The sequence below is a fragment of the uncultured Desulfovibrio sp. genome, from assembly GCF_944327235.1.
GTDB lineage: Bacteria > Desulfobacterota > Desulfovibrionia > Desulfovibrionales > Desulfovibrionaceae > Desulfovibrio.
In genome coordinates this window covers 1-22,801 of the sequence record NZ_CALVHE010000008.1, presented here as the reverse complement: position 1 = coordinate 22,801, position 22,801 = coordinate 1, and the positions used below count along the sequence as shown (strand labels likewise).

At 63.0% G+C, this 22,801-nt stretch carries 20 protein-coding genes; 10 read left to right on the top strand and 10 right to left on the bottom strand.

Annotated elements, in window-relative coordinates:
* Positions 1-48 precede the first annotated feature (48 nt).
* Positions 49-837: a flagellar biosynthetic protein FliR gene (gene fliR, locus Q0K00_RS02445; RefSeq protein ID WP_297227118.1), complete on the top strand. Its 789-nt coding sequence runs from the start codon at positions 49-51 to the stop codon at positions 835-837.
* A 338-nt stretch (positions 838-1,175) separates the two neighbouring features.
* Here fliR and Q0K00_RS02440 read toward each other — a convergent pair whose 3' ends face one another.
* Complete coding sequence (locus tag Q0K00_RS02440) at positions 1,176-2,144, bottom strand: chemotaxis protein (RefSeq protein WP_297227117.1); 969 nt, start codon at positions 2,142-2,144, stop codon at positions 1,176-1,178.
* 97 nt (positions 2,145-2,241) lie between these two features.
* Positions 2,242-2,949, bottom strand: coding sequence for an endonuclease III (gene nth, locus Q0K00_RS02435; protein WP_297227115.1), 708 nt, complete (start codon positions 2,947-2,949; stop codon positions 2,242-2,244).
* Between the two features lie 177 nt (positions 2,950-3,126).
* On the opposite strand from nth, the gene cutA reads away from it, so the two are divergent.
* The 3 genes from cutA to Q0K00_RS02420 all read left to right on the top strand — a co-directional run bounded on the left by cutA (position 3,127) and on the right by Q0K00_RS02420 (position 5,058).
* On the top strand, positions 3,127-3,531 hold the full coding sequence (gene cutA, locus Q0K00_RS02430) for a divalent-cation tolerance protein CutA (RefSeq protein ID WP_297227114.1): 405 nt from the start codon (positions 3,127-3,129) through the stop codon (positions 3,529-3,531).
* A gap of 9 nt (positions 3,532-3,540) precedes the next feature.
* On the top strand, positions 3,541-4,491 hold the full coding sequence (locus tag Q0K00_RS02425) for a carbohydrate kinase family protein (protein WP_297227113.1): 951 nt from the start codon (positions 3,541-3,543) through the stop codon (positions 4,489-4,491).
* A gap of 87 nt (positions 4,492-4,578) precedes the next feature.
* Positions 4,579-5,058, top strand: coding sequence for a YbaK/EbsC family protein (locus tag Q0K00_RS02420; protein WP_297227112.1), 480 nt, complete (start codon positions 4,579-4,581; stop codon positions 5,056-5,058).
* Between the two features lie 226 nt (positions 5,059-5,284).
* Here the strand turns inward: Q0K00_RS02420 and asnS are convergent, their stop codons facing one another.
* On the bottom strand, positions 5,285-6,646 hold the full coding sequence (gene asnS / locus Q0K00_RS02415; protein WP_297227111.1) for an asparagine--tRNA ligase: 1,362 nt from the start codon (positions 6,644-6,646) through the stop codon (positions 5,285-5,287).
* A gap of 325 nt (positions 6,647-6,971) precedes the next feature.
* On the opposite strand from asnS, the gene Q0K00_RS02410 reads away from it, so the two are divergent.
* Entirely contained in the window at positions 6,972-7,451 is a 480-nt protein-coding gene (locus Q0K00_RS02410) for a hypothetical protein (RefSeq protein ID WP_297227109.1), read from the top strand.
* A gap of 165 nt (positions 7,452-7,616) precedes the next feature.
* Here the strand turns inward: Q0K00_RS02410 and Q0K00_RS02405 are convergent, their stop codons facing one another.
* From Q0K00_RS02405 to Q0K00_RS02390, 4 genes are all read right to left on the bottom strand, one after another.
* Positions 7,617-8,006, bottom strand: a complete 390-nt coding sequence (locus Q0K00_RS02405; RefSeq protein ID WP_297227108.1) for a hypothetical protein — start codon at positions 8,004-8,006, stop codon at positions 7,617-7,619.
* A gap of 592 nt (positions 8,007-8,598) precedes the next feature.
* Positions 8,599-9,495: a DNA polymerase III subunit delta' gene (locus Q0K00_RS02400; RefSeq protein WP_297227107.1), complete on the bottom strand. Its 897-nt coding sequence runs from the start codon at positions 9,493-9,495 to the stop codon at positions 8,599-8,601.
* Between the two features lie 68 nt (positions 9,496-9,563).
* Positions 9,564-10,841 (bottom strand): adenylosuccinate synthase, encoded by a 1,278-nt coding sequence (locus tag Q0K00_RS02395; RefSeq protein WP_297227106.1) that lies wholly within the window; start codon positions 10,839-10,841, stop codon positions 9,564-9,566.
* A gap of 97 nt (positions 10,842-10,938) precedes the next feature.
* Positions 10,939-11,316, bottom strand: a complete 378-nt coding sequence (locus Q0K00_RS02390; protein WP_297227105.1) for a hypothetical protein — start codon at positions 11,314-11,316, stop codon at positions 10,939-10,941.
* A gap of 168 nt (positions 11,317-11,484) precedes the next feature.
* On the opposite strand from Q0K00_RS02390, the gene Q0K00_RS02385 reads away from it, so the two are divergent.
* The 3 genes from Q0K00_RS02385 to Q0K00_RS02375 all read left to right on the top strand — a co-directional run bounded on the left by Q0K00_RS02385 (position 11,485) and on the right by Q0K00_RS02375 (position 15,842).
* On the top strand, positions 11,485-12,765 hold the full coding sequence (locus Q0K00_RS02385) for an IMP cyclohydrolase (RefSeq protein ID WP_297227104.1): 1,281 nt from the start codon (positions 11,485-11,487) through the stop codon (positions 12,763-12,765).
* Between the two features lie 219 nt (positions 12,766-12,984).
* The gene (locus Q0K00_RS02380; RefSeq protein ID WP_297227103.1) at positions 12,985-14,622 is read left to right on the top strand and encodes a cobyrinate a,c-diamide synthase; all 1,638 of its coding nucleotides are present in this window, start codon (positions 12,985-12,987) and stop codon (positions 14,620-14,622) included.
* Positions 14,619-15,842, top strand: a complete 1,224-nt coding sequence (locus tag Q0K00_RS02375) for a glycosyltransferase (protein ID WP_297227102.1) — start codon at positions 14,619-14,621, stop codon at positions 15,840-15,842. The genes Q0K00_RS02380 and Q0K00_RS02375 overlap by 4 nt, the downstream gene beginning before the upstream one ends.
* A 248-nt stretch (positions 15,843-16,090) precedes the next feature.
* On the opposite strand, the gene Q0K00_RS02370 is transcribed toward Q0K00_RS02375, so the two are convergent.
* From Q0K00_RS02370 to Q0K00_RS02360, 3 genes are all read right to left on the bottom strand, one after another.
* A complete protein-coding gene (locus tag Q0K00_RS02370; protein WP_297227151.1) occupies positions 16,091-16,972 on the bottom strand; it encodes an SAM-dependent methyltransferase in 882 nt (293 codons plus the stop codon).
* A gap of 586 nt (positions 16,973-17,558) precedes the next feature.
* On the bottom strand, positions 17,559-17,903 hold the full coding sequence (locus tag Q0K00_RS02365; protein WP_297227101.1) for a cupin domain-containing protein: 345 nt from the start codon (positions 17,901-17,903) through the stop codon (positions 17,559-17,561).
* 104 nt (positions 17,904-18,007) lie between these two features.
* Positions 18,008-20,527, bottom strand: a complete 2,520-nt coding sequence (locus tag Q0K00_RS02360; protein WP_297227100.1) for a mechanosensitive ion channel domain-containing protein — start codon at positions 20,525-20,527, stop codon at positions 18,008-18,010.
* Between the two features lie 173 nt (positions 20,528-20,700).
* Between Q0K00_RS02360 and Q0K00_RS02355 the strand changes: the two genes are divergently transcribed.
* Together Q0K00_RS02355 and thiE are read left to right on the top strand one after the other, a co-directional pair.
* Positions 20,701-21,699, top strand: a complete 999-nt coding sequence (locus tag Q0K00_RS02355) for a DUF362 domain-containing protein (RefSeq protein WP_297227099.1) — start codon at positions 20,701-20,703, stop codon at positions 21,697-21,699.
* Between the two features lie 8 nt (positions 21,700-21,707).
* Positions 21,708-22,349: a thiamine phosphate synthase gene (gene thiE, locus Q0K00_RS02350; RefSeq protein ID WP_297227098.1), complete on the top strand. Its 642-nt coding sequence runs from the start codon at positions 21,708-21,710 to the stop codon at positions 22,347-22,349.
* The last annotated feature ends 452 nt before the right edge of the window (positions 22,350-22,801 follow it).

Genomic DNA, 22,801 nt, shown 5'->3' with positions numbered 1-22,801 from the left:
CCCTGAAATGCGTCATCCGGCAACGCACGGGGACGCCACGATGTCAGCATGAATATCTTTTCCTATGATCCGGCAACAGTGCTCAGTCTGATACTCACCATCATGCGGGTGAGCATCGTCATGTTCATGTTGCCCATATTCTCCACCAACAATATCCCCATCAGCGTCAAGGCGGCCATCTCGGTCATCTTCACGCTGGGCGTCTGGCCGCATCTCTCGGTCTCCGGCGCGGTCATGCCGCAGCACCCGTTCGAGGTGGTGCTCATGCTGCTGGGCGAGGTGGTGCTCGGTCTGGTGCTGGGCATGGCGGTCAACTTCCTGTTCATGGGCATCCAGTCGGGAGGGGAGCTGCTCGGCTTCCAGATGGGTTTCACCATGATCAACTTTGCCGACCCCCTCACGGGCAACCAGACCGGCGCGACCGCCTTCTTCATCTGGATGGTGTCCGCCCTGACCTTTCTGGTGCTGGACGGCCACCTCTACATGATACAGGGCTTTGTGGCCAGCTTCCGCATCGTGCCGCCCGGCGGGCTGGTCGTGGGAGAAGCTGTACTGGATCAGGTCATCCGCCTGTCGGCCGAAGTATTCGTCCTGGCGCTCAAGATCGCCGCGCCGGTCATGGTGGCCCTCTTCCTCGTGGAAGTGGCGCTGGGCATGATGGCCCGCACCTCGCCGCAGATCCACATCATGGAATTCGGTTTCCCCATCAAGATCGCGGTGGGTTTCTTCTTCCTGAGCCTGCTGCTCTATATCATGGCCGAGCATATCTCGACCTTCATCCGCGGCATGGAAGGGCTGTTCGTCAATCTCATGCGCATGATGAGCCCGCTGCGCTGAGGGGACAGCACAACAGGAACATGAAAAAAGCGGCTGCCGTATCAAGCAGCCGCTTTTTTCATGCTTTCTTATCCGTCAGCAGCATTTTGCCTTTTCAAAGGCAAAACGCTCTAGGACCTGTTAACACAAATTTTACAAACAATTTCAATAGATAATCCAAACAGGCTGTATACACGCCGCTTGCTTTTGGGACGAGAGAGCCTCATGTCTCTGACTTTTCCCCCAGTAAAAGCGCGCTGGGGAAGGGATGGGGGGGTGGGGGGAAGGGAAACCCGCTCCCGCGCTGGCGGAGGGGTTTCCCTTCCCCCCAAACAGGCAACGAATAGTGTTAACAGGCCCTAGCCGCCAAGATGCCGGTTGCCGAACTTCTCGGTGATGAGTTCCTTGATGATCTTGTTGAGGCGCGGCAGGTCCGGCTTGGAGACCTGTCTGTCCGCTCCCACCCGTTCCCCCTTGGCGCGCAGGGCCTCGGTGATGAGCGAAGAGAAGAGGATGACCGGCATGTTGCGCATACTCGTGTCATTGCGGATATGCGCGGTCAGGCTGTGACCGTCCATGTCCGGCATCTCGATGTCCGAGATGACCAGCTGGATCTCATCGGTCACAGTGTGCTCCGTTCCGGCGCACTTGTCGCGCAGTCCGCACAGGAATTCCCAGGCCTCGTTGCCGTTGGCCTTGTCCGTCACGCGGAAGCCGGACTTTTCCAGAGAGGAACGGATGATATGCCGCAGGGAAGAGGAGTCGTCCACCACCAGCAGGTGATAGTGGGCCGCGCCTTCGATGGGCGTGGTGTCCACTTCCACATGGCTCATGTCCAGCGAGGGATCGAGACTGGCGAGGATCTTTTCCATATCCAGCACGAAAAGGACGCGGTCCTCGATGCGCAGCACGCTGGTGACGCATTCGCGCGAATAATTGTGGACGTAGGCATTGGGAGCTTCCATGCGATCCCAGGTCAGCCGATGGATGCTCGTCACCGACGAAACGAGGAAGGCCGCCTGCACGCCGCAGAATTCCGTCACCAGCACCTTGTTGGTCTCGCTCTGCACGAGCCGCTTGCCGAGCCAGGCCGCCAGATCCACCAGAGGAAGCACCCGCCCGCGCAGATTGAAGGTCCCCAGAGAGGAACAATCGCTGTTGCCCGGCATGTTGGTGATGCTCGGCAGACGGATGATCTCCAGCACCTTGGCGACATTGATGCCGTAGTGCCCCGTGTAGGTCGAACCGTCGGGCAGTTCTTCCGTCAGGAGGAATTCGATGATTTCCAGCTCGTTGTTTTTGGCTTCAAGCAGGCTGACTTGGCTCATGTGACAGACCCTTCCGGTAAAGCGCTTCTGGCTACCTTATCGTCCGCTTTACAGGCAGCTTAATGGCAGCAAATCAAATTCCTGTGCCCGGACAGGCTTATCCGACGGGCCTTTTACGGGCAGGCGCTGTCCGTCCGCGTCCCTCGCGCGGGGGTTCCCGCCGGGGACAGACGCCGGCCAGTTCGCAGGCATCGCAGCGGGGGGAACGGGCATGGCAGACATCCCGCCCGAACCAGACCATGCGGTGATTGACGTCGCCCCATTCCGTACGGGGGAAGAGCCGCATGAGGTCCTTTTCCACCGCCACGGGGTCGGTCTGGGCGGTCAGGCCCAAACGGTAGCTGATGCGCTTGACGTGCGTGTCCACCGCCAGCCCTTCATTGATGCCGAAAGCGCCGAACAGCACGACGTTGGCCGTCTTGCGCGCCACGCCGGGCAGGGTGATCAGCTCGTCGAGGCGCGGCGGCACCTCCCCGCCGTAGACATTGCAGACGCGGCGGGCGGCCCCCAGCAGGTTACGGGCCTTGCTGTGGTAAAAGCCGGTAGGGCGGATGACGGACTCCAGCTCTTCCTGCGTGGTCCGGGCCAGTTCCGCCGGGCCGGGCCAGCGCCGGAACAGTTCGGGCGTGACGGTGTTGACGCGGGCATCGGTACACTGGGCCGCCAGCACAGTGGCCACCAGCAGTTCCCAGGCATTGGCGGCCACCAGATGCGTGGCCGGACGGGGATAACGCGCCCTCAGGGCGGCAAGGACGGCTTCGGCGCGGGCCAGGGCGCCACGGGGAAGGGAGGTTCCGGTGCTCATGCGCTTTCTATGCCACAGGCATCTCGGAGGGACAAGTCATTTACCGCGACAGCCAAACCATCCGCCACCGTCGTCGCCGCTCTCTGCCGTGACGGAGGAGGGCGGCCGCCTCTTTTGTTTTGCGCCGCGATGTGCTATCGGTCAGTCCTCCATTCCCTCTCTAACGACGACCCGGACATGCTGCTCGTCTATGTCACCTTTCCCCAGGAAGGCCGTCTGCGGGACGCTCCCGATGCGCCGGAGACCGCTTGCCGACGTCCGTGCGGACTTGAGGCCGTCCGGCTGCTGGCCCATGAGCTTGTGGAAGCTCGACTGGCCGCGGGCATAAACATCCTGCCCGGCGCTCTCTCCGTCTACCGCTGGCAGGACAAGGTCTGTCAGGCTGCGGAGATCGTGCTGCTGGCTCAGGTGAGCTGGGCGGCCTTCGCGGACTTCCGCGCCCATGTGCTGGCGCGCCATCCGCATGAGGTGCCCTGCATAACGGCCGTGCCCATTACGGACGGCAATGCCGCCTTCCTGCACTGGATCGGGGAGAACAGCCTGCCCTTGCGGCATGACGCCGCCCACCTCCAAACCCTGTAAGGAAATCTCATGGCCATCTACGTTTCCGGCTCTCTGGCCTTCGACCGCATCATGACCTTTGACGGCAACTTTCAGGACCATGTGCTCATGGACAAGCTGCATACGCTCAGCGTGAGCTTCATGGTGGACAACATGAACGAACTGCGCGGCGGCTGCGCGGGCAACATCGCCTATACGCTGGCCATGCTGGAAGAAAAACCGCTCATCGTGGCCTCGGCCGGGCGGGACTTTGCGGGCTATGCCGCCGCGCTCGAAGAAATGGGTCTGTCCACGGAAGGCATCCGCCGGGATGCGGACATCTTCACCGCGCTCTGCTACATCACCACCGACCGCAACAACAACCAGATCACCGGTTTCTATCCCGGGGCCATGACCCTGCCCGCCAGCTACGACTTCCCGCATCTTGACCCGGCCAAGGACTGGGCCATCGTCTCCCCCGGCAATCTGGAGGACATGCGCCGCCTGCCGCGCTTCTTCCGGGAAAAGGGCGTCCGCTACATCTATGACCCCGGCCAGCAACTGCCTGTCCTGAGCGCCGATGACCTGCTGGACGCCATCACCGGCTCCTACGCCTGCGTCACCAACGACTACGAGATCAGCATGGTCTGCAAGACCACCGGCAAGACCGAGGAAGAACTCCTCCAGCTCACGGGCTGGCTGGTGACCACCCTCGGGGCCAAGGGCCAGCGCATCCGCAACGCGCAGGGCGTGGACGTGCATATCCCGGCCATCCCCTGCGGCGAAGTGAAAGACCCCACCGGCGCGGGCGACAGCCACCGCTCCGGACTGCTCAAGGGCCTTTCCCGCGGTCTCTCCATGCCGGAGGCGGCCAAGGTGGGCGCGGTGAGCGCCTGCTACGCCATCGAGCAGCTCGGCACGCAGGCCCATCACTTCACCTATGCCGAATTCCGCCGTCGCTATGAAGAAGCCTTCGGTCCGCTGCCCGCAGAACTTGCCTGATCCGCCACGCAGTTGTGGCATGACCTTTCGCGCGGGGAAGGGCTTACGTTCCCCGCGCGCCACGAGGGTACGACAAGGAGTCGCATCATGCGCGTAGACGCCGTCAAGGAACAACTGGCCGCCCAAGGGCTGGCTGACCGGTATCGGGAATTCACCGTTTCCAGCGCCACGGTGGAACTGGCGGCGCAGGCCCTGCGATGCGAACCCGGACGTATCGCCAAGAGCCTTTCCGTCCTGCTCAAGGAAGGCCCGGCCATCATCGTGGTCATGGGGACCGCCCGGCTGGACAATCGTAAATTCAAGGATCGCTTCCACCAGAAAGCCGCCTTCATCCCCGGCGCGGAGCTGGAACAGCTTGTGGGACATCCGCAGGGCGGGGTCTGCCCCTTTGCCCTGCCGGAGGGCGTCCCGGTCTATCTGGATGAAAGCCTGCGAGCCTTCGATCCGGTCTATCCGGCGGCGGGCGCGCCCAACAACGCCGTGGAGCTCCACCTCGACGAGCTGGAACGCCTCACCGGCGGCCAGTGGGTGGATGTCTGCAAGACGCCTGAACCTGCGGAGGAGTAGAGCCTGCCAGCACTACTCGCTTTTGTTTGGGGGAAGATGCAGGAGGCGGGGCAAGGCCGTCCCGGAGGACAAGCGGGGCTCGCATAAGTGATTTTCATCAACTAATTTAAATAATTAGTAAAATCTATGTTAACAGGCCCTGGAGAAAACCGGCCATTCGTCACAACAAAACGGGAGGACGGCACGAGCCGCCCTCCCGTTTCTCATAATCGGGAAAAGACGCTTCCTAGAATTCCAGACTGCCCGGCGTGCGCGGGAAGGGGATGACATCGCGGATGTTGGTGATGCCGGTCAGCATCATGAGCAGGCGCTCGAAGCCCATCCCGAAGCCCGCATGAGGCGCGGAACCAAAACGCCGCAGGTCGAGATACCACCAGTAATCTTCGGGGTTCTGCCCCAGCTCGGCAATGCGGGCTTCCAGACGGTCCAGGCGCTCCTCGCGCTGCGATCCGCCGATGAGCTCCCCGATGCGCGGCACCAGCACGTCCATGGCCGCCACGGTCTCGCCGTCATCATTGGCGCGCATGTAGAACGCCTTGATCTCCTTGGGATAGTTGTACACGATGACAGGACGCTGGAAATGCTCCTCAGCAAGATAGCGCTCATGCTCGGTCTGAAGATCCACGCCGAAGGCCACGGGATAGGTGAACTCCCGGCCGCAGTCCTGCAGGATATCTATGGCTTCACCGTAGGAACAGCGCGCAAAGGGCTGGCGCAACATGCCCTGCAGGCGCTCCAGCAGCCCCTTGTCCACAAAATTGTCGAACAGCTTGAGATCGTTCTCGCAATGCCGCAGGCAGTGCTCCACCACATGGCGCGTCAGCCCTTCGCCAAGCTCCATGATATCTTCCAGCCCGGCAAAGGCCATCTCCGGCTCGATCATCCAGAATTCGGCGGCATGGCGCGGCGTATTGGAATTCTCCGCCCGGAAGGTGGGACCGAAAGTGTAGACGCGGCCCAGCCCCATGGCCAGCGCCTCGGCTTCCAGCTGACCGGACACCGTCAAATGACAATTGCGGCCGAAAAAGTCTTCCGTCGGACTGGCCGGACCGTTGAGCGTCGTCACGCGGAACATCTCCCCGGCCCCTTCGCAGTCCGAGCCCGTAAGGATGGGCGTATGCACCCAGGCGAAACGCCGTTCATGGAAAAAATCGTGCACGGCCCGCGCCGCCTCGGAGCGGATGCGGAAGGCGGCGCCATACTTGTTGGTGCGCGTCCGCAAATGGGCGATGGTGCGCAGGAATTCGTCCGAATGCCGCTTTTTCTGCAGCGGGAAGGTCTCCGGGTCGGCCCCGCCGAATACCTGTATCGCCGCGGCGCGGATCTCCCACTGCTGCCCCTTGCCCGGAGAAGCCACCAGCTCGCCGCTGACGGAGAGCGCCGCGCCGGTGGACGCCTCGCCAAGACCGGCCTGCGCGGCGGTCCCGGCATCCACGATGCATTGGATATTGGTCAGGCATGAGCCGTCATTGACTTCCACGAAACTGAAATCCTTGGCATCACGCCGGGTGCGTATCCAGCCGCAAATGGTTATCTCGCGCTGCGGCGCCGTGGCGGCCAGCGCATCGACGACGAGTGTACGTTGCATGATCTCTTGCCCTTCTTGAAAAAGGATGAATGAAAAGCACGGCTCCGGGGCCGATGACGCCTTTATGCCCCTGACGGCGGCACGGCACATGGCCTGTCCCCCCCACGGGAATGGCGCGCTTCCCGCCTCGCCGCGGCGATGGCGCGGCGAACGGGAGCAGCCATGCATGACCTTTACCGCGAAAGGCCGCGCCCCACAACCGCCGGTATGACGCCAGGTCTGCCACGCACGCGGGACTTGGCATTTTTCCAGACTTTATCTACCATTTATCTCAACACTACATGCTGCCGGGCAGGCTTGCAGCCCCACCCGGAAGGAGAATGCCATGAAAAGACTCTGTACGGTCCTTGCCCTGCTGTGCCTGCTGTGCGGCGGCGTCCTCAACACGACGGCTCTTGCCGCTCAGGCCGATCAGGCGGGCAAGCCCCAGCCTGACAAACCCGCCAAGGCGGATGCCCGTGTCACGGCCGTGACGGTCATCGCGGAAGGGACGGACAGCATCGGCGCCAAGCTGGTCACCGGCCTCAAGGAAGCCTTCAACCAGAGCAACCTTTTCGCCCTCAACGAAAAGGACGAGCCCAAGCTCCAGCTGCTGGTCACCACCCAGCCGGAATTCCCCAGCCGCCCCAATGTGGGCTCCGTCTATTCGGTCTGCTGGGTATTCAAGCAGGGCGAAGGCTATCTGGGCTTCTTGCTGGCCCGCGAACTGGGCACCATCAGCAGCGAGGACATCGACGCGCTGGTAGCCAAGCTCGTGGAACGCTCGGACGGCATCGCCGTCAAGTACGGCAACCTCTGGAAATAGCGGCGGAACGATAACGTACAAGGGGGGCTCCTTCATGGAAGGAGCCCCCCTTTTTTCATGTCAAAGACGTTTTGTGCGGGAGGGGGAGTGCTTTGCCGGTCCCTGCCGTTACGTCAGGATGTGACGGCAACGAGGGCCCCCCTCTTTCCCCACCAGACGGATGATTCAGTCCTTGTCCCTGGCCTGCGCACCGTCCGGCGTCCCTTTCGTATCCTCGTCATCCTCTTCCTCTTCATCCTCGGAATGCCATTTGTAATACTCTTCGATATTATATATCGTATAATATTGATACATCCCGGGGAAAAAGAAACACCATATCCCACTCAACCTTCTCGCCATACCGCTGTTTGCAAACATCGCTTCAAGAGAAGATCTTGACTTGAATGATATATAAATCAACAAGATGCATTCAACAAGACAAAAAAACAGCATTATCACCGCAGATTCCAGACCACCCTCTTCAAAGAGAAGGGAAAAGAAATGAGATACCATTGAAATTATGGGTAGAGAAGGTGATATGACCTCTCTCCCTTCATGTTTGTTGATGGTTTTCACAAAACTATATAGCTAGAAATACATCCAGAAATTCATAGATATCAAGGAAAGTAAAAAGAACTTGAGTGTCCTCATTTCCGTGTTGCAAAACTTGTTGCGAAATTTTTCCTCGGAAACCATCATCGTTTTCTCCTCCCATGTGTAATTTAGCATATTTTTAGTTTGAAACACTTCGCGTTTCAAACCATACGGCCTGTCGTTTCGCGAAAAAAACGCGTTTTTTCCGCTTGGTTTGGCCAGGGCGGGCTGTACTGCCGCCTCGCGTTCCGCTTTTTTTCAATGGCAAAACGCTTTAGGGCCTGTTAACACTATTTCCTGTCTGTTTGGGGGGAAGGGGAACCCCATCCCTTCCCCAGCGCGCTTTTACCGGGGAAAGAGTCAGGGGCATGAGACAACCCCGCCTCCATGGCAAGCGGAGCGTGTACGGTCGATAGAATTATATATTGAAATTGTTTGTAAAAATTGTATTAACAGGCCCTAAAGATATCCCGCGTTCGCGGCCTCTCCCTGTGTCCACCCCGGCAGCGCATCCGTGGCAAGAGGGCACCATCTTTCTCCGTACCGCTGAAAAAAGAGGCTGAGGTTTGCCGGCTCAGACGCCGCCATGCCGCAGGGCAAAAAGACGGGCCGCAAGAGCTTCCAGGATGCGCGCCGGACCCACGGCAAACGTCAGCGCCTCCTGCGCCTCGGCAAGCCAGCGGCCGCATAGTGCGCGGGCTGGGACATCCAGCCCGGCCAACGCCATATCCAGCGGATCGTCCACATCTTCTCGTCCTGCCAGCACACGAGCCAGCGATTTCTGACAGGCAAGGAGGATGCGTCCGGCTAGGGCGGCATCCAGCGCATTGCGGGCGCTGCTGCGCTCGAACAGGCCGCGTCCGCTGCGGAGGAATTCTCCGAGGGCCTCTTCCCAGGGCTGCAATTCGGGATCACGGGCCGCGCTGTCCGGCCAGGGCAAGGTAAGGCAGAGCGAGCGGGACACCAGGGTGGGCAGGAGCTGCTCCCGCTGGGCGCAGAGCAGCACGAAACGGGTGGAAGGCAACGGCTCTTCGAGGCTCTTCAGCAGGGCATTGGCCGCTTCGTCACGGGCAAGCGTCAATCCGGCCAGCATCACCACCCGATAGCCCGGCCCATGCGGCGCATCCCGCAGACGACTTTTGAGCTCCCGGACACGATCCATATTGAACGCCCGGACAAGGCCGGGATTCTCCTCATCATCCTTGTTGCTGATGCGGCCGTCGTAGGCCAGGATATCCAGATGCTCGCCGGCGGCGACCTGCCGACAGACCGGACAGGCACAGCAGGGAGCGGAAGCCTCGGGGCACTTCAGGCGGCAAGCCCACCAGCGGGCGAGGGCAAGACGCTGGGCCTCGCTGCCGCCTTCCAGCAGCAACACCTGCGGCGGCTGCTCGCCCAGACGCTGCAATCGCTCCCGCAAGCGGCCCAGTTCGGTTCCGGCAAGCTCAGGAAAGAGGGCGTCCGTCGTCATGATCCTCCCAACGAAAAAAGGAAAAGCCCGGCAAGGAACTTGCCGGGCCGGTAGTTACGGAAACGATCCTAACGGACGATGGTCGCCCGCCGGTCAGGTCCCACGGAGACCATGCTGATGCGCACCCCGGCAAGCTCCTCGATGCGCTCCACATAGCGACGCACGCTCTCCGGCAGCTGCTCGAAGGAGGTGCAGCCGCTGATGTCCTGCTCGAAACCCGGCAGCTCTTCATAGACGGGCCGCACGCGGGCCAGTTCGCCTTCGCCCTGCGGCATATAGTCGAGCCGCTTGCCGTCCAGCTCATAGGCCACGCAGATCTGCAGGGCGGGCAGCCCCTGGAGCACATCCAGCTTGGTAAGGGCGATCTCCGTCAGACTGTTGAGACGCACCGTTTCGCGCAGCACCACGGCGTCAAGCCAGCCGCAGCGGCGGGGGCGGCCCGTGGTGGCGCCGAATTCGTGCCCCTGTGCGCGCAGGTAGCTGCCGGTGTCGTCTTCCAGTTCGGTGGGGAAGGGGCCGGAGCCTACGCGGGTGCTGTAAGCCTTGACGATGCCTACGATGCGGTGCAGGGCGTGGGGGCCCGTACCACTGCCCGCGGCGGCGGAACTGGCGACCGTATTGGAAGAAGTGACGAAGGGGTAGGTGCCGTGATCGATATCCAGATGGATGCCCTGCGCGCCCTCGAAGAGCACCACCTGCCCCTTGGCCTGAGCATCGGCAATGGCCGCGGAAACGTCGGTGAGGTAGGGCGTCAGGCGGGCCGCCTGCGCGAGCAGGGAATCAAGGACGCTGTTTTCGTCCACGGGGTCAAATTTGTAGAGCTCCTTGAGGAGCACATTCTTTTCCAGCAGGGCAAAGCGCACCTTTTCGCGCAGCAGGTCGGGCTGCGCCAGATCCCCAGCGCGCACGCCGATGCGGGCGACCTTGTCCTCATAACAGGGGCCGATACCGCGCCCGGTGGTGCCGATCTTCTTGCCGGCGCGCTTGGCTTCGCGCGCCTGGTCGATCACCTTGTGGTAGGGAAGGATGAGGTGCGTCTTGGGGCTGATGCCGAGCCGCGCGGGGCTGACGTCGATCCCCTTGGCCGACAGCGCGTCCACTTCCTTGAGAAAGACCTCGGGATCAAGCACCACGCCATTGCCGATGAGGCAGGTCTTGCCCTCATGCAGGATGCCGGAAGGGATCAGATGCAGGATGGTCTCCTTGCTGTCCACCTTGATGGTGTGCCCGGCATTGTTGCCGCCCTGAAAGCGAACGATGAGATCGCTTTCCGCGCTGAGCATATCGACGATCTTGCCCTTTCCCTCGTCGCCCCACTGAGCGCCGATGATGACGATATTGGCCATATTCTGTCCGTCCTCCCCATACTCATGCTGTCTGGCTGTGCGCACAGCACACAGGGATTTTTTCTTAGCGCTTCCAGCCCGTCAAGTCAAACCGGGCTCAGTCCTTCGGCTTTTCCTCTCCGGCGGGCCGCGAAAAGGCAAGGACGCGGCAGGGCCGTTTCGGCGCGACGGCCTCGGGAGCGGATCCCGGGGCTTTGCGGGCGGGCGTTTCGAGTTTGAAGAGGGGGCCAAGCTTTTCGGGAGCCGGCTTGTTGCCGCTGCCCTCGGAACGCACCTGCTGCGCCCAGTAGTAGTTGAAGAGCTGATTCTTCATGCGCTTGGCTTCGATGAGCGCAAAGATGAGCACAGCCTCTTCCCAGCGCTGGGTCGGCTCAAAGCGGCTGGCCAGAGTGGCGTATTTGCTCCAGAGCGCCGTGAGGGATGCCTCGTCGATGGCGTCGAGCTGTCGGGCAAGGCGGGCAAGCAACTTCTCCATAACATCCTCCAGCGCCCTCTTGTACGGTCTTGCGCAGCCGCCGTCAAATGGCATGACTCTGGCGGACTGGCAAGCGGGGGGGCTTTTTGCTATGCTGCGACCTCACGCGGGACGGCGCGGCGCGGGGCCGCCCGTACCGCATTGCACCGTTTTTCTGCTGGAGGAAGCATGACGCGAGATCTCAAGGCCATGTACCGGGACGTTCAGAAGGATGCCTTTCCCGATTCCATGACCATTCTGCTGGGTGAGGAAAAACTCGTTTACAAAAAGCGGACATGGACACTGGACGGCGAGGAAAAGGGCCTGCGCTACGGGGAGAACCCCGATCAGCCCGCGGCCCTCTACGAGCTGGTGGACGGCGGCATCACCTGCGGCGGCCTGCGCTGGCGCGGCCCCGGCCAGGGCATCGTCTCTTCCCTGACCGAAGCCCAGATGATCCAGGCGGGCAAGCATCCCGGCAAGACCAACCTCACGGACGTGGACAACGGGGCCAACATCCTCCAGTATCTTTCGGAACGGCCCGCGGCGGTCATCCTCAAGCACAACAATCCCTGCGGCGCTGCCTGGGCCGAAGAGGGCATCGCCACGGCGCTGGAACGCGCCTTCTGGTGCGACCGCATCGCGGCCTTCGGGGGCGCGGTGGTCGTCAACCGTCCCTTCACCCGTGAGGCGGCGGAAATGGTGGCGGCCAACTATTTTGAGGTGGTGGCGGCCCCGGCCTTCGAGGAAGGCGTGGTGGACATCCTCAAGGCCCGCAAGAACCTGCGCATCATGGAGCTTCCCGGCCTCGCCCGCCTCGAAGAACTGACGCAGTCGGCCTTCCTCGACATCAAGAGCCTGGCCGACGGCGGCATCGTGGTCCAGAAATCCTTCGTCAACCGCATCCTCAAGGATGCGGACTTCCTCCCGGCGCAGGCCACGGACAAGAACGGCCTCAGCGTCACGGCCCGCACGCCCAGCCCGGCGGAGATGGCCGACCTGCGCTTTGCCTGGGCCGTGGAAGCGGGCGTCACCTCCAACTCGGTCATCTATGCCCGCAACGGGGCCACGGTGGCCATCGGCACCGGCGAACAGGACCGCGTGGGCTGCGTGGAGCTGGCCGCCCACAAGGCCTATACCAAATATGCCGACGTGCTGGCCTTCCGGGAACAGGGACTTTCCCTCTACGAGCTGCAGCAGAAAGCCGCCACGGATGACGGGCTGCGTGAAGCGCTGGAGGACATCCAGCGCCGCACGAAGGAAGCCCGCGGCGGGCTGCCCGGCTCGGTGCTGGTCTCCGACGGGTTCTTCCCCTTCCGGGACGGCGTGGATGCGGCTATGCAGCACGGCATCACGGCCATCGCCCAGCCCGGCGGCTCCCTGCGGGACACGGAAGTCATCATGGCCTGCAACGAAGCCGATCCGCAGGTGGCCATGGTCTTTACGGGGCAGCGTTCCTTCCGGCATTAGGGCCTGTCAACACTATTCACTATCTGTTTGGGGGGAAGGGCTTCCCCTCCCCCCAAAGCCCCCATCCCTTCCCCCGCGCGTTTTTACCGGCGGCAGGTTCCGAACGGCCCGTTTCGGCGCACCAGGCCGGATACCACGAAAAACGTCCTCGTGCCGTCCCTTCGCAAGCGGACGAACGGCGGCCCTCACCTCTCCCCATGAACGGCACAGGAGCCACCAGTGAAGCAGCCCTCCCCGTCCCTCCCCCCTTCCGGTACGCCTGACGTAGCGACATTGTCCGTCCCTACGCCTCGCCTCTGCATCTCCGCCGTTTCCGGCGGCGGCGGCAAGACCCTCTTGTCGCTGGGACTGGGCCGCTGCTGGCACAAGGCCGGTCTGCGGGTACAACCTTTCAAGAAAGGCCCGGATTATATCGATGCGGCCTGGCTCACGCAGGCCACGAGCCGCCCGGCCTGCAACCTCGATCCTTTTTTCCTGTCCGCCGAAAAGCTGCGTCTGCTCTTTGCCGAGCGCACGGGGAACGGTTCCCCGGACAGAGAGAACGCTCCCGCCGCGTCTGCCGCCCACCCTCCGGCGGACATGGCTCTGCTGGAAGGCAACCGGGGCCTGTTTGACGGCATGGACGTACAAGGTAGCTGCTCCACGGCGGAGCTGGCCCGTACCCTCGCCTGTCCTGTCCTGCTCAGTCTCAACTGCACCAAGATGACGCGCACGGCGGCGGCCGTCGTCGCCGGACTGGCCTACTTCGAGCCCGGCCTGCAGCTTGCGGGCGTCATCCTGGGGCAGACCGCATCCTCCCGTCATGAGGACATCCTTCGCCGGACCATCGAGACATATACGGACATCCCCGTACTGGGCTGTCTGCCGCGTCAGCGGCGCAATCCCCTGCCAGAACGCCACATGGGTCTTGCCACCCTGAGCGGCGACGCCTTTTCGCCGGAGACGGAAGCCCTGCTGGATCAACTGGCGGAACTGGTGCGCGCACATGTGGATGTGGATGCCGTGCTGGCCGCCGCCCGCCGCGCGCCCGCTCTGGAGATCCCCTTGCCGCCCGGCCGCGCCGACGCCGGGGAAGCCCTCTATGCTGCTCCGGAAACGGAAGAGGCGCTTTTGGGGAAAGAGTGTGATTTTGCTTCCCGTGAAACATTTTCCGCCGGGCGAGCAACCGCCACAGGAGCACCCGCCCCGCGCGCCGACAGCTCGCATCCTCGCATCGGCTATGTCCACGACGCCGCATTCTGGTTCTACTACCCGGAGAATCTGGAAGCCTTGCGCCGGGCAGGCGCGGAACTGCTCCCGGTGAGCCTGCTGACATCTGTGGACTGGCCCGAACTGGACGGGCTCTATCTGGGGGGCGGCTTTCCCGAAGACTTTGCCGAACAGCTCACACATTCGGCCGCCGTCCGGCGTCTGCCGGACCTCGTGGCGCAGGGTCTGCCCGTCTATGCCGAATGCGGGGGCTTCATGGTACTGGCCGAGGCCATCGAAAAGGAAGGCATCCGCTATCCCATGAGCGGCATTTTTCCGGTCTGTGCCCAGTTTTGCCCGCGTCCGCAAGGACTGGGCTATGTGGAGGCCCGCGTCACGGCGGAAAATCCCTATTTCCCTCTGGGAAGCCACCTGCGCGGCCACGAATTCCACTATTCCCGCTGTGTTGCCGGGGACGCTGCCGCCCTGCCGTCCGCCTCGGCCCTGACGCTGGAAAAAGGCACAGGTATGGGACAGGGGCATGACGGCTTGGTACATGGGCGCGTCTGGGCCTCGTATCTGCATATCTTTGCCCCTGCCGTCCCCCTGTGGGCCCCTCGCTTTGCGGCTCTGGCCGCGACCTATCGAAAGGAAAGGAAGCGCGCATGACCATTTCCTGCATCATCCCGGCCTGGAATCTCTGGGAGACCACGCGCACCTGTCTGCACTCGCTGGCGGAACACAGTCAGGGCGAGGACATACAGGTCATCGTGGTGGATAACGGCTCTACGGACGCCACTCGCGAGGCGCTGGCTCCGTTGGGGGAACAGCTCTTCGGCTCCCGCTTCACGGCGCTGCTCCTGCCGGAGAACCAGGGCTTTGCACGGGGCTGCAATGCCGGGGCCCGCGCTGCCGACGGCGAGGCGCTCTTTTTCGTCAATAACGACATCACGTTCACGCCCGGCTGGCTGCCGCCGCTCCGCGAAGCCCTGTCTCTGCCGCATGTGCGGGCCGTGGGGCCGCTGCTGCTCTATCCCGACGGCACCTGCCAGCATTGCGGCGTGAGCTTCAGCCCGCTGTATACGCTCTGTCATCTCTATGAAGGCTTTCCGGGCGACCATCCCGCCCTGCGGCGCGTCCATCCTCTCCAGGCGCTCACCGGGGCCGCGCTGCTGCTGCCGCGCGCGGTTTTTCAGGAGGCAGGCGGCTTTCACGAAGGCTACCGCAACGGCTACGAAGATCTTGATCTCTGCCTGAATCTGCACAGCCACGGCGCAAAGTTGCGGCTTGCGGGGCAAAGCCTGCTCTATCATCACACCAGCCGGACGCCGGGCCGCTTTGACCGAGACAAAGAAAATGCCGCCCTCTTTTCCTCCCGCTGGGGGGAGAAGATCCAGCCGGACCTGCATATACAGGCCGCGGTGGACGGCTATGAAGTCCGATTGGGGCCCACAGGCAGGACCTATCTGATCCTGCCTCCCGCCCGGATGCAGGCGCTGGAAGCGGACGCCGCCACCATGACGGTGGAGGACGGCATTCGCCTTCTGCGGGAAGAACCGCTCTGGCTGGGAGGCTGGCGGCGTCTGGCCGACCTGCTCCAACGTCAGGGAGAAGAAGCCCGGGCACTGGAAATCCTGCAACGGGCGTCCCGCTTTTTCCCCCTGCCGGACATCTGGCAGCCGCTGCATCGCCTGGCCCTGCGCTGCGGGCAGACGGAACTTGCGGCAAGCGTTGAACGTGAGGCGCACGGCGATGATCCATCCCGCAAGCGGGCGCTCATCCAGCGTTACTGGCAGGAGGCGCGTCGACGCCGTCAGGCCCCGCTCGCCGCTATCTATGAACGCTGGCTGAAAGACCACCCTGCCGAAGCCGGGCAGGCGCGGGCCTGAGGGTGTCGAGAAAGGCGGCCCGTTTTGCAGGAAGGAAGCTCCCTCGCTCCCGCGCTGGCAGCGGCCCGCAGGGCCCGTGCCTGTCAGGCGACGCAGGAGCCTTACAGGCATCGACAGCAGAGCGCGACCGGAAGGCAGCCCGAAGGGCTGTGCCCGTTGCGACGTAGGAAGCTACGGGCATCGACAGCAGAGCAAAGGGATTTCTTCCCCCTCAAAAAAAGCGTAATGAGCCCTGACCCTAACAGGCCCTAAATGGCGGCATCCTCATGCCAGATGAAGGTCAGTTCGTGCTTGTTGCAGAAAAGATGCAGGAGCCTGCCGCCGGGGATGGCGGCAAAGGCCCGGCTCACCGCATGATCCGTTTCCGCCTGGAACTTGAGCGTACAGACGACATGGGCGCAGGCGCGCGCCCCGATCCACTGACGGACGACCTGCAGGAGACGTTCCGGGTAGCAGATCATATCTGAAAACAACCAATCCACGCGCCCCACATGCCGGGGGTCCAGACCGAATCCGCTGCCGAGACAGTGGTTCACGTTGGGCAGACAGCCCACCTGCGGAGCCAGTTCGACCTTGTCCAGACTGAATACCCGCGCCCCCAGCCCGGCCAGCACCCATGTCCAGCCGCCCGGCGATGCGCCCAGATCCACGCAGAGCTCCCCGTGCCGCGGCCGCCGTCCATCAAGAGTGAAGGCTTCCCAGAGCTTCAGATACGCCCGCCCCGGCGGCTCTGTCCTGTTTTCCTCGAAATGGGCCTCACCATCGGCAAAGGGCGAACTTGTGGACGGCGAAGCCAGCAGCAGATCATGTTCCCAGAGCGTAAAGGCTCCCAACGGGGCCGTGGGGGCCGCTTCCCCGAAATGCAGGGGACGGGAGCCCACATGCGGCAAGGCCGCTTCCATGAGGGCCTGCCGCCGTTGATGGCCGCTTTCGGGCAGCGCATGTCCTCGCCAATTGCGCTGCAGGGCCGTCAACGCCCGCACCGCCTGCCCGATGGAGGCGGCTTCCAGCCAGCGCGGCGCTGTCCAGACGTTCTGGGCCCAGGCGGCCGCCTCGCCGCCCCGCGCGAGCACAAGGCGGCCGCGCACCGTCAGGACACGCTCGCCCAGCTCTTCGAGCAACGGCTCCATATAGCCGTACGGGGCCAGCTGTACGGTGAAATCCTCTTGCGGCAATGCCTCACGCGGCAGCAGGGGCCAGCGTTGCGCCAGCTTGCGCCGCTCATCGGCCTGTGCGGCGGCACGCCGTTCCCGTCGCTGCCTGCGCCATTCCGGCTGGGAGGACGGCGGCTGTACGGGGCCCCCTCCGCCCCTCTCACGGGCGGACGTGTCAGGAGCGGTCCTCTCCCGCACAGGAGCGCTGGCGGGAGCATGGCCGGAACGGGACGAACGAGCGGCAGGGGGCAGTCGACGATGTTGCATCCCGGCAGACTAGCGCAAAGCGGGCCACGGGCCAAGTACGGGGACAAAGGCCGTCCCGGGGCGGGGCGCATGAGCGGATTCGCATTGAAATTGTGTCCAATTTCCCTGCTGACGCTGCCCTCACACTACGGAAAAAGCGTGGTTTTTCCGTGTGTTCGATTGCGGGTAGTCGCTCTCGCGACTACCGGAGCAATCCACATTTCAATGTGGAATTGCTCATGACGCAAGACAGGCCGCCCGAACACCTTCAGACGGCCTGTCGTCTGTCACACTCCGCTCACGGCGGACATCCATCCTACACGAGCAGGATCAGGGCGATGAGTTCCAGATCTTCGCTGCCCGTGTTCACGATCCCGTGCGTCTCCCCGTCAGGACAGACGGTCACGTCGCCGGCGGCGACGCGGCATTCCGTCCCGTTGTCGTCATAAGTACCCTCTCCCTTGAGGATGTAATAGACTTCAAACTCCCCGTGGTGTGCATGTTTGCCTATGGCACAGCCGGGCGCGAGGCGCACATGGTTGAACAACCGGCCCTTGCCGGAAAATTCCCCCTCATTGAGGATCTGCAGGGCCTGGCCCAGCCCGGGCCCACCCCACATGCTGCGCTCAAACGTGACGGCATCCTGTTTGCGACGAATCATATCTACCTCCTTGCGGCCTTGCCGCGCTTGCTGACGGGATCCCTCTGCCCTCACGGACGGGCAGCCATGCGGCGGGGATGGCGTCAGGCATGAATTATCGGGGATCAGGCTTCCCTGTGCTGCGCATCCGCAACGCCCCGCCGCCGTGCGACCTTGGGACGCGGACGGCGCAGGGCCGGCGTCCGGGGATTCTGCCGGGGCGGCAGATCGCGCGGCGTCATGGCCCGCGGCGGCATCTGCTTCACATGCACGTCGAGCTGCGGGAAGGCCACTTCGATGTTATGGGCGCGGAACTCGCGCTCCATGCTCAACCGGATGTCGGACGAGGTGGACACGCCCACGTCATAGTCCTGCACCCAGAAACGCAGGGCAAAATTCAGCGTGCTGTCCCCGAAGGCCGTAAAGAGCACCACCGGCTCGGGATACTTGAGGATGCTGGGATGGCTCTTGGCGATATCGCGCATGATGCGCATGACCAGTTCGGTACTGGTGCCGTAGGCTACGCCCACATCCACCTGCAGACGCACGGAACGGCTGTTGCGCGTCCAGTTGATGAGACGGCTGGAGACGAATTCCGCGTTGGGGACGTAGATGATGGCGTTATCGTACGTCTCGACGATGGTGGCGCGCACGCTGATCTTGCGGACCCGGCCCGTGGTGTTGCCCACTTCCACCACGTCCCCTTCCTGCATGGTGCGGCTGAAAATGAGGATGAGGCCGGAAAGGAAGTTATTGATGATGGTTTGCATACCGAAACCGATACCGACGGAAAGACCACCGGCGACCATGGCCAGATTGCTCAGTTCCATGCCCAGCGCCCGGAGCATGAACAGGCCGAAGAAAGCCCAGAGCGCATAGGTGACGCCGGTCTGGAGCGGCTGGATGAGCGTGGCGTCGATGGTCATGCCCTTTTCGGGCAGACGGCCGAGGAAGCGGCAGGCCATGCGCACGGCCGTACGGGTGATGAAGAACATGCTGAAGATCAGCAGCACCTGCACCACGTTGAAACGTGTGCTGCCCACATCCACCCCCTGCAGGACATAGTCCTGCAGGATATAGAAGCCGCCCGGCAGCGTTATGACCCAAAGGCCGATGCTGCAGACCGCCAGCACCAGCATGAGCGGCGCGGCCAGCGCCAGCAGCACGCTGGTGAGGGCGGCGGTCCCGCCTTCCTTGTTGAGCTGCACATTGATCTTGTTGATCATGGACATGCTGCCCATGCCCAGCTGGATGGCCAGAGAAACGGAGGCATACAAGAGATAGAGCGCCATACTGTAGACATGCAGTCCCAGCAGGGCCAGCACGAGCACTATCCACAAGACCACGGGCAGTCCGGTACAGATGGAGGACTCCAGCTGCATGGGCCCGAAATCCGTATCAAAGCGGCGCTTGCGCTGCACGATCATGTACACGATGATGGACGCGATCCAGGCCACCACGGCCACCGCTCGCGGCAGCGGCACATAGAGCAGGATATAGGCCGCAAACGTCAGCGGTATGAGCCGCCAGAGCGGCGACGGCTCCGCCGGGACCTCGGTATGGCGCAGCCGCCGCAGATCCCAGGCCAGAAAGACCAGCGCCACGATGATAGTGAGGTTGCCCACGGCCAGGAACAGCCGGAACGTATCATCCGTCGCGGACAGGGAGGCGGACAGCACGCTCATGCCCAGCAGGAGCCAGGGGACGCTGATATTGACGAGATGCTTCATGGTGACGTCCGTACGGCAACTCCGGCAGCGACGGCGCAGCAGTACGGCGATGAGCAGGCTGAAAGCAAGACTCAGGAAAAGGCGCAGGGCGACGCTTTTCCATTGTTCGCTGGTGGTGGGCAACTCCACGGGCAGGCGGAGCTTGATACCCTGCGTGAAAAGTTGGAGCTGCTGCAGCACCTTGCCCCAGGTCTCGGGATTGAGATAGGAAACAGCCCCGCTCAGATAGTAGTTTTTCCACAAGCCGGGCAACAGGGCATTGATGTCCTTCTGAGCGGCTTCCAGATCCCGCAGCAGGTTCTGCGCCGGGGCAAGCGCCGTATTGTAGCGCTTGAGCAGGCTTTCCAGACGGCTGCGCGCCTGCCGGATATCCCGGGCATAGCCCTTGATCTCCGGACCGGCATTCTGGGTATCGTCCGGCAGGGAGGTGGACAGGGTACGCATCCTCTCCAGCAGAGTCTGCACCTGCAGCCGTTGCTGGAGAGGTTCCTCCAGCAACATCTGGACGCGACGGTAGGTCAGTCCGAGACGGCGGTCCACAGCTTCCAGGGCATTGGGCCATTTCTTGAAAGTATTGGCCAGCACCAGCAGACGGCGGGCCTCATTTTCCTCGCTGACCGAAAGGCTGGTGATACGCCCCGAAAACTGGGAATCCATCTGGCGGACTTCACTGATGACGCGGATCAGGTAATCGCGCTGTCCTTCCCAGATGTCTCCCCACGGATCCGGCGCGGGCTTGTCCGGCCCCTTCTTTTTCTCCGCATCGGCTGCGCCGTCCTTCTGCTGGGCGCCGGCATCAGCCTTAGCGTCGGCAGTCGGGGCGTCCGCCGCCCAGCCCGCCGTGACGGGTTGAAAACACATGTACAAGGTGCAGACCGCAAGCACGGTCAGACACAGACGCAGATAACGGGGCATTCCTCCCTCCGCTCGGCTAGAAAAAAGGGGATGTGCCCGGCAAAGCGGGCTCCAGTTTCGGAAACAGGAGGAGCCTACTCCAAGACCCGCCCCTTGAAAAGCGTACATGCCCCCCTGTGGGGAGTTGCCGAGCGAGGCTTTACAAGCCCCACAGCGGGCGGCATAGTGCTTCCATGCATGACGAAGAAGCGCCATCCTCTGCCCTGCCCCGCGCGGCGGACCCCGCTCCAAAAGGGAGCGGACGCTGTCCTACGGTGGCCCTTGCCCGCTGCCCGCACGAGAACGAGACGCCCGCAGTGCTGCCCGACCTGCTGGATGCCTGCGCGGAGGAGGCCCCCCTGCGGGACCTTTACGGCAAGCGTGTACTGCTCAAGCCCAATCTGGTGACGGCCCGTCCCCTGGCCTGCACCAGTCCGGCCGTGGTGGCGTCGGCCTGCCGCTGGCTGCTGGATCAGGGCGCGCGCGTCCGTGTAGCGGATTCGCCCGGCTTCGGCACAGCTTCGGCCGTGGCCCGCAAGATCGGCCTGACGGATGCCCTCGCCCCGCTGGGCCTGCGAGTGGAAGCGCTGGATGCTCCACAACGTCTTGCGCTGGATACCGGCGTCAGCTTCCCGGTCAGCCGTCTTGCGCTGGAAAGCGACCTCATCCTTTCGGCGGCCCGCGTCAAGGCGCATTCCCAGATGCGCCTGACCCTGAGCGCCAAGAACCTTTTCGGCTGCGTCAGCGGCCTGCGCAAGGCCGTCATCCATACCGCACAGGGGCAGGACCCCGACTTTTTTGCCGCCTGTCTGGCGGCCCTCCAGACCGCTCTGCCCCCTGCCGCCGGACTGCTGGACGGCATCGTGGCCATGCATGTGACCGGCCCTTCCAACGGAGCCGCCTATCCGCTCGGCCTGCTGGCCGCCTCTTCATCCTGCGTGGCGCTGGACGAAGCCCTGTGCGCCGTCCTCGGCTGTCCCGTGGAGGATGTGCCGCTGGCCGCGGCCCTGATGCGTCGGGGACACGCCGACTGCCTTGCCAACGGCTGTCGTCCGCGCTATCCCCTCCTGCACCCTTCGGGATGCGCCGTGGAAGATTTTCGCGTTCCCGCACATTTGCTGCACACGTCTTTTCGTCCCTGGCGTCTGCTGAAAAGCTGCCTGCGCCGTTTCTGGCTTTCCTTCAAATCCTAGGAGTCCCCATGCCCGTCATCCTGCCCAATGAGACCGACATCTATGCCCTGACCGATTCCCGCCTTTCTCTGGGGCGTCCGCTGGAGACCGTGGTGTCCGCCCTGCTGGCCGCCGGAGTACGCATCATCCAGTATCGGGAAAAAAAGCTGAAGGGCGGCGAGATGCTGGAACAATGCCGCCTCATGCGTCGCCTTACCCGCGAGGCGGGGGCCTGCTTCATCGTGGACGACCACATCGACCTCGCCATACTGGCCGAAGCCGACGGCGTGCATATCGGACAGGAGGACATCCCCCTGCCGGACGTACGGGCGCTGGTGGGCAGCAAGATGTGCATCGGCCTTTCCACGCACTGCCCGGAACAGGCGCAGGAAGCCGTCCGCCTCGGGGCGGATTATCTGGGCGTCGGCCCCATCTTCGCCACCCAGACCAAGGAGGATGTGACCGCGCCCGTGGGCTATGCCTATCTGGACTGGGTGGCGGCCAACATCGACACGCCCTTTGTGGCCATCGGCGGCATCAAGGAACATAACATAGCCGAGGTGGCCGCACATGGCGCCAAATGCTGCGCCCTCGTTTCCGAGCTGGTCGGCGCTGAAGACATCGTCGGCAAAGTCGCCGCCGTTCGCCGGGCCATGCACCAGACGGCCTGACGCATCCCGCCCGCCGTACGAGCGGCGTCCCCCCGTCCCCACACAGCGGGAGGAGCTGGCCTCCTCCCGCTGTTTTTCTGTCCGTTGCTCCGCCGTATCGCGACCTGTTTCCCTGTCAGGCCCAAAGGCGGACCACAGCCCGCCGACGACGACAAAGACCACCTTTCCCGTGCCCTGACGATATCGGGAAAGCGCCACCTCTCGCAGGATATCCCCGCCCTCCCCCGTCCATGCCAGAGCAATTTCGGTTTGAAACGCGTTGCGTTTCAAACCATACGGCCTGTCGTTTCGCGGAAAAAGCGCGGTTTTTCCGCTCACTTTGGGCCGGGCGGCGCGGTCCGCCGCCTCGCGTTTCACCTTTTTCAAAGGTGAAACGCTCTAGGTGGTGTCGTCAAATTAAATAGTATGTTATAATCTCTTCACTTACAATGAGGAGAGACTATATGGCGGCA

Bases quoted from the DNA above. Each gene is read 5' to 3' on its own strand.
- fliR (WP_297227118.1), top strand. From the start codon at position 49: ATGAATATCTTTTCCTATGATCCGGCAACAGTGCTCAGTCTGATACTC.
- Q0K00_RS02440 (WP_297227117.1), bottom strand. From the start codon at position 2,144: ATGAGCCAAGTCAGCCTGCTTGAAGCCAAAAACAACGAGCTGGAAATC.
- nth (WP_297227115.1), bottom strand. From the start codon at position 2,949: ATGAGCACCGGAACCTCCCTTCCCCGTGGCGCCCTGGCCCGCGCCGAA.
- cutA (WP_297227114.1), top strand. From the start codon at position 3,127: ATGCTGCTCGTCTATGTCACCTTTCCCCAGGAAGGCCGTCTGCGGGAC.
- Q0K00_RS02425 (WP_297227113.1), top strand. From the start codon at position 3,541: ATGGCCATCTACGTTTCCGGCTCTCTGGCCTTCGACCGCATCATGACC.
- Q0K00_RS02420 (WP_297227112.1), top strand. From the start codon at position 4,579: ATGCGCGTAGACGCCGTCAAGGAACAACTGGCCGCCCAAGGGCTGGCT.
- asnS (WP_297227111.1), bottom strand. From the start codon at position 6,646: ATGCAACGTACACTCGTCGTCGATGCGCTGGCCGCCACGGCGCCGCAG.
- Q0K00_RS02410 (WP_297227109.1), top strand. From the start codon at position 6,972: ATGAAAAGACTCTGTACGGTCCTTGCCCTGCTGTGCCTGCTGTGCGGC.
- Q0K00_RS02400 (WP_297227107.1), bottom strand. From the start codon at position 9,495: ATGACGACGGACGCCCTCTTTCCTGAGCTTGCCGGAACCGAACTGGGC.
- Q0K00_RS02395 (WP_297227106.1), bottom strand. From the start codon at position 10,841: ATGGCCAATATCGTCATCATCGGCGCTCAGTGGGGCGACGAGGGAAAG.
- Q0K00_RS02390 (WP_297227105.1), bottom strand. From the start codon at position 11,316: ATGGAGAAGTTGCTTGCCCGCCTTGCCCGACAGCTCGACGCCATCGAC.
- Q0K00_RS02385 (WP_297227104.1), top strand. From the start codon at position 11,485: ATGACGCGAGATCTCAAGGCCATGTACCGGGACGTTCAGAAGGATGCC.
- Q0K00_RS02375 (WP_297227102.1), top strand. From the start codon at position 14,619: ATGACCATTTCCTGCATCATCCCGGCCTGGAATCTCTGGGAGACCACG.
- Q0K00_RS02370 (WP_297227151.1), bottom strand. From the start codon at position 16,972: ATGGAGCCGTTGCTCGAAGAGCTGGGCGAGCGTGTCCTGACGGTGCGC.
- Q0K00_RS02365 (WP_297227101.1), bottom strand. From the start codon at position 17,903: ATGATTCGTCGCAAACAGGATGCCGTCACGTTTGAGCGCAGCATGTGG.
- Q0K00_RS02360 (WP_297227100.1), bottom strand. From the start codon at position 20,527: ATGCCCCGTTATCTGCGTCTGTGTCTGACCGTGCTTGCGGTCTGCACC.
- Q0K00_RS02355 (WP_297227099.1), top strand. From the start codon at position 20,701: ATGCATGACGAAGAAGCGCCATCCTCTGCCCTGCCCCGCGCGGCGGAC.
- thiE (WP_297227098.1), top strand. From the start codon at position 21,708: ATGCCCGTCATCCTGCCCAATGAGACCGACATCTATGCCCTGACCGAT.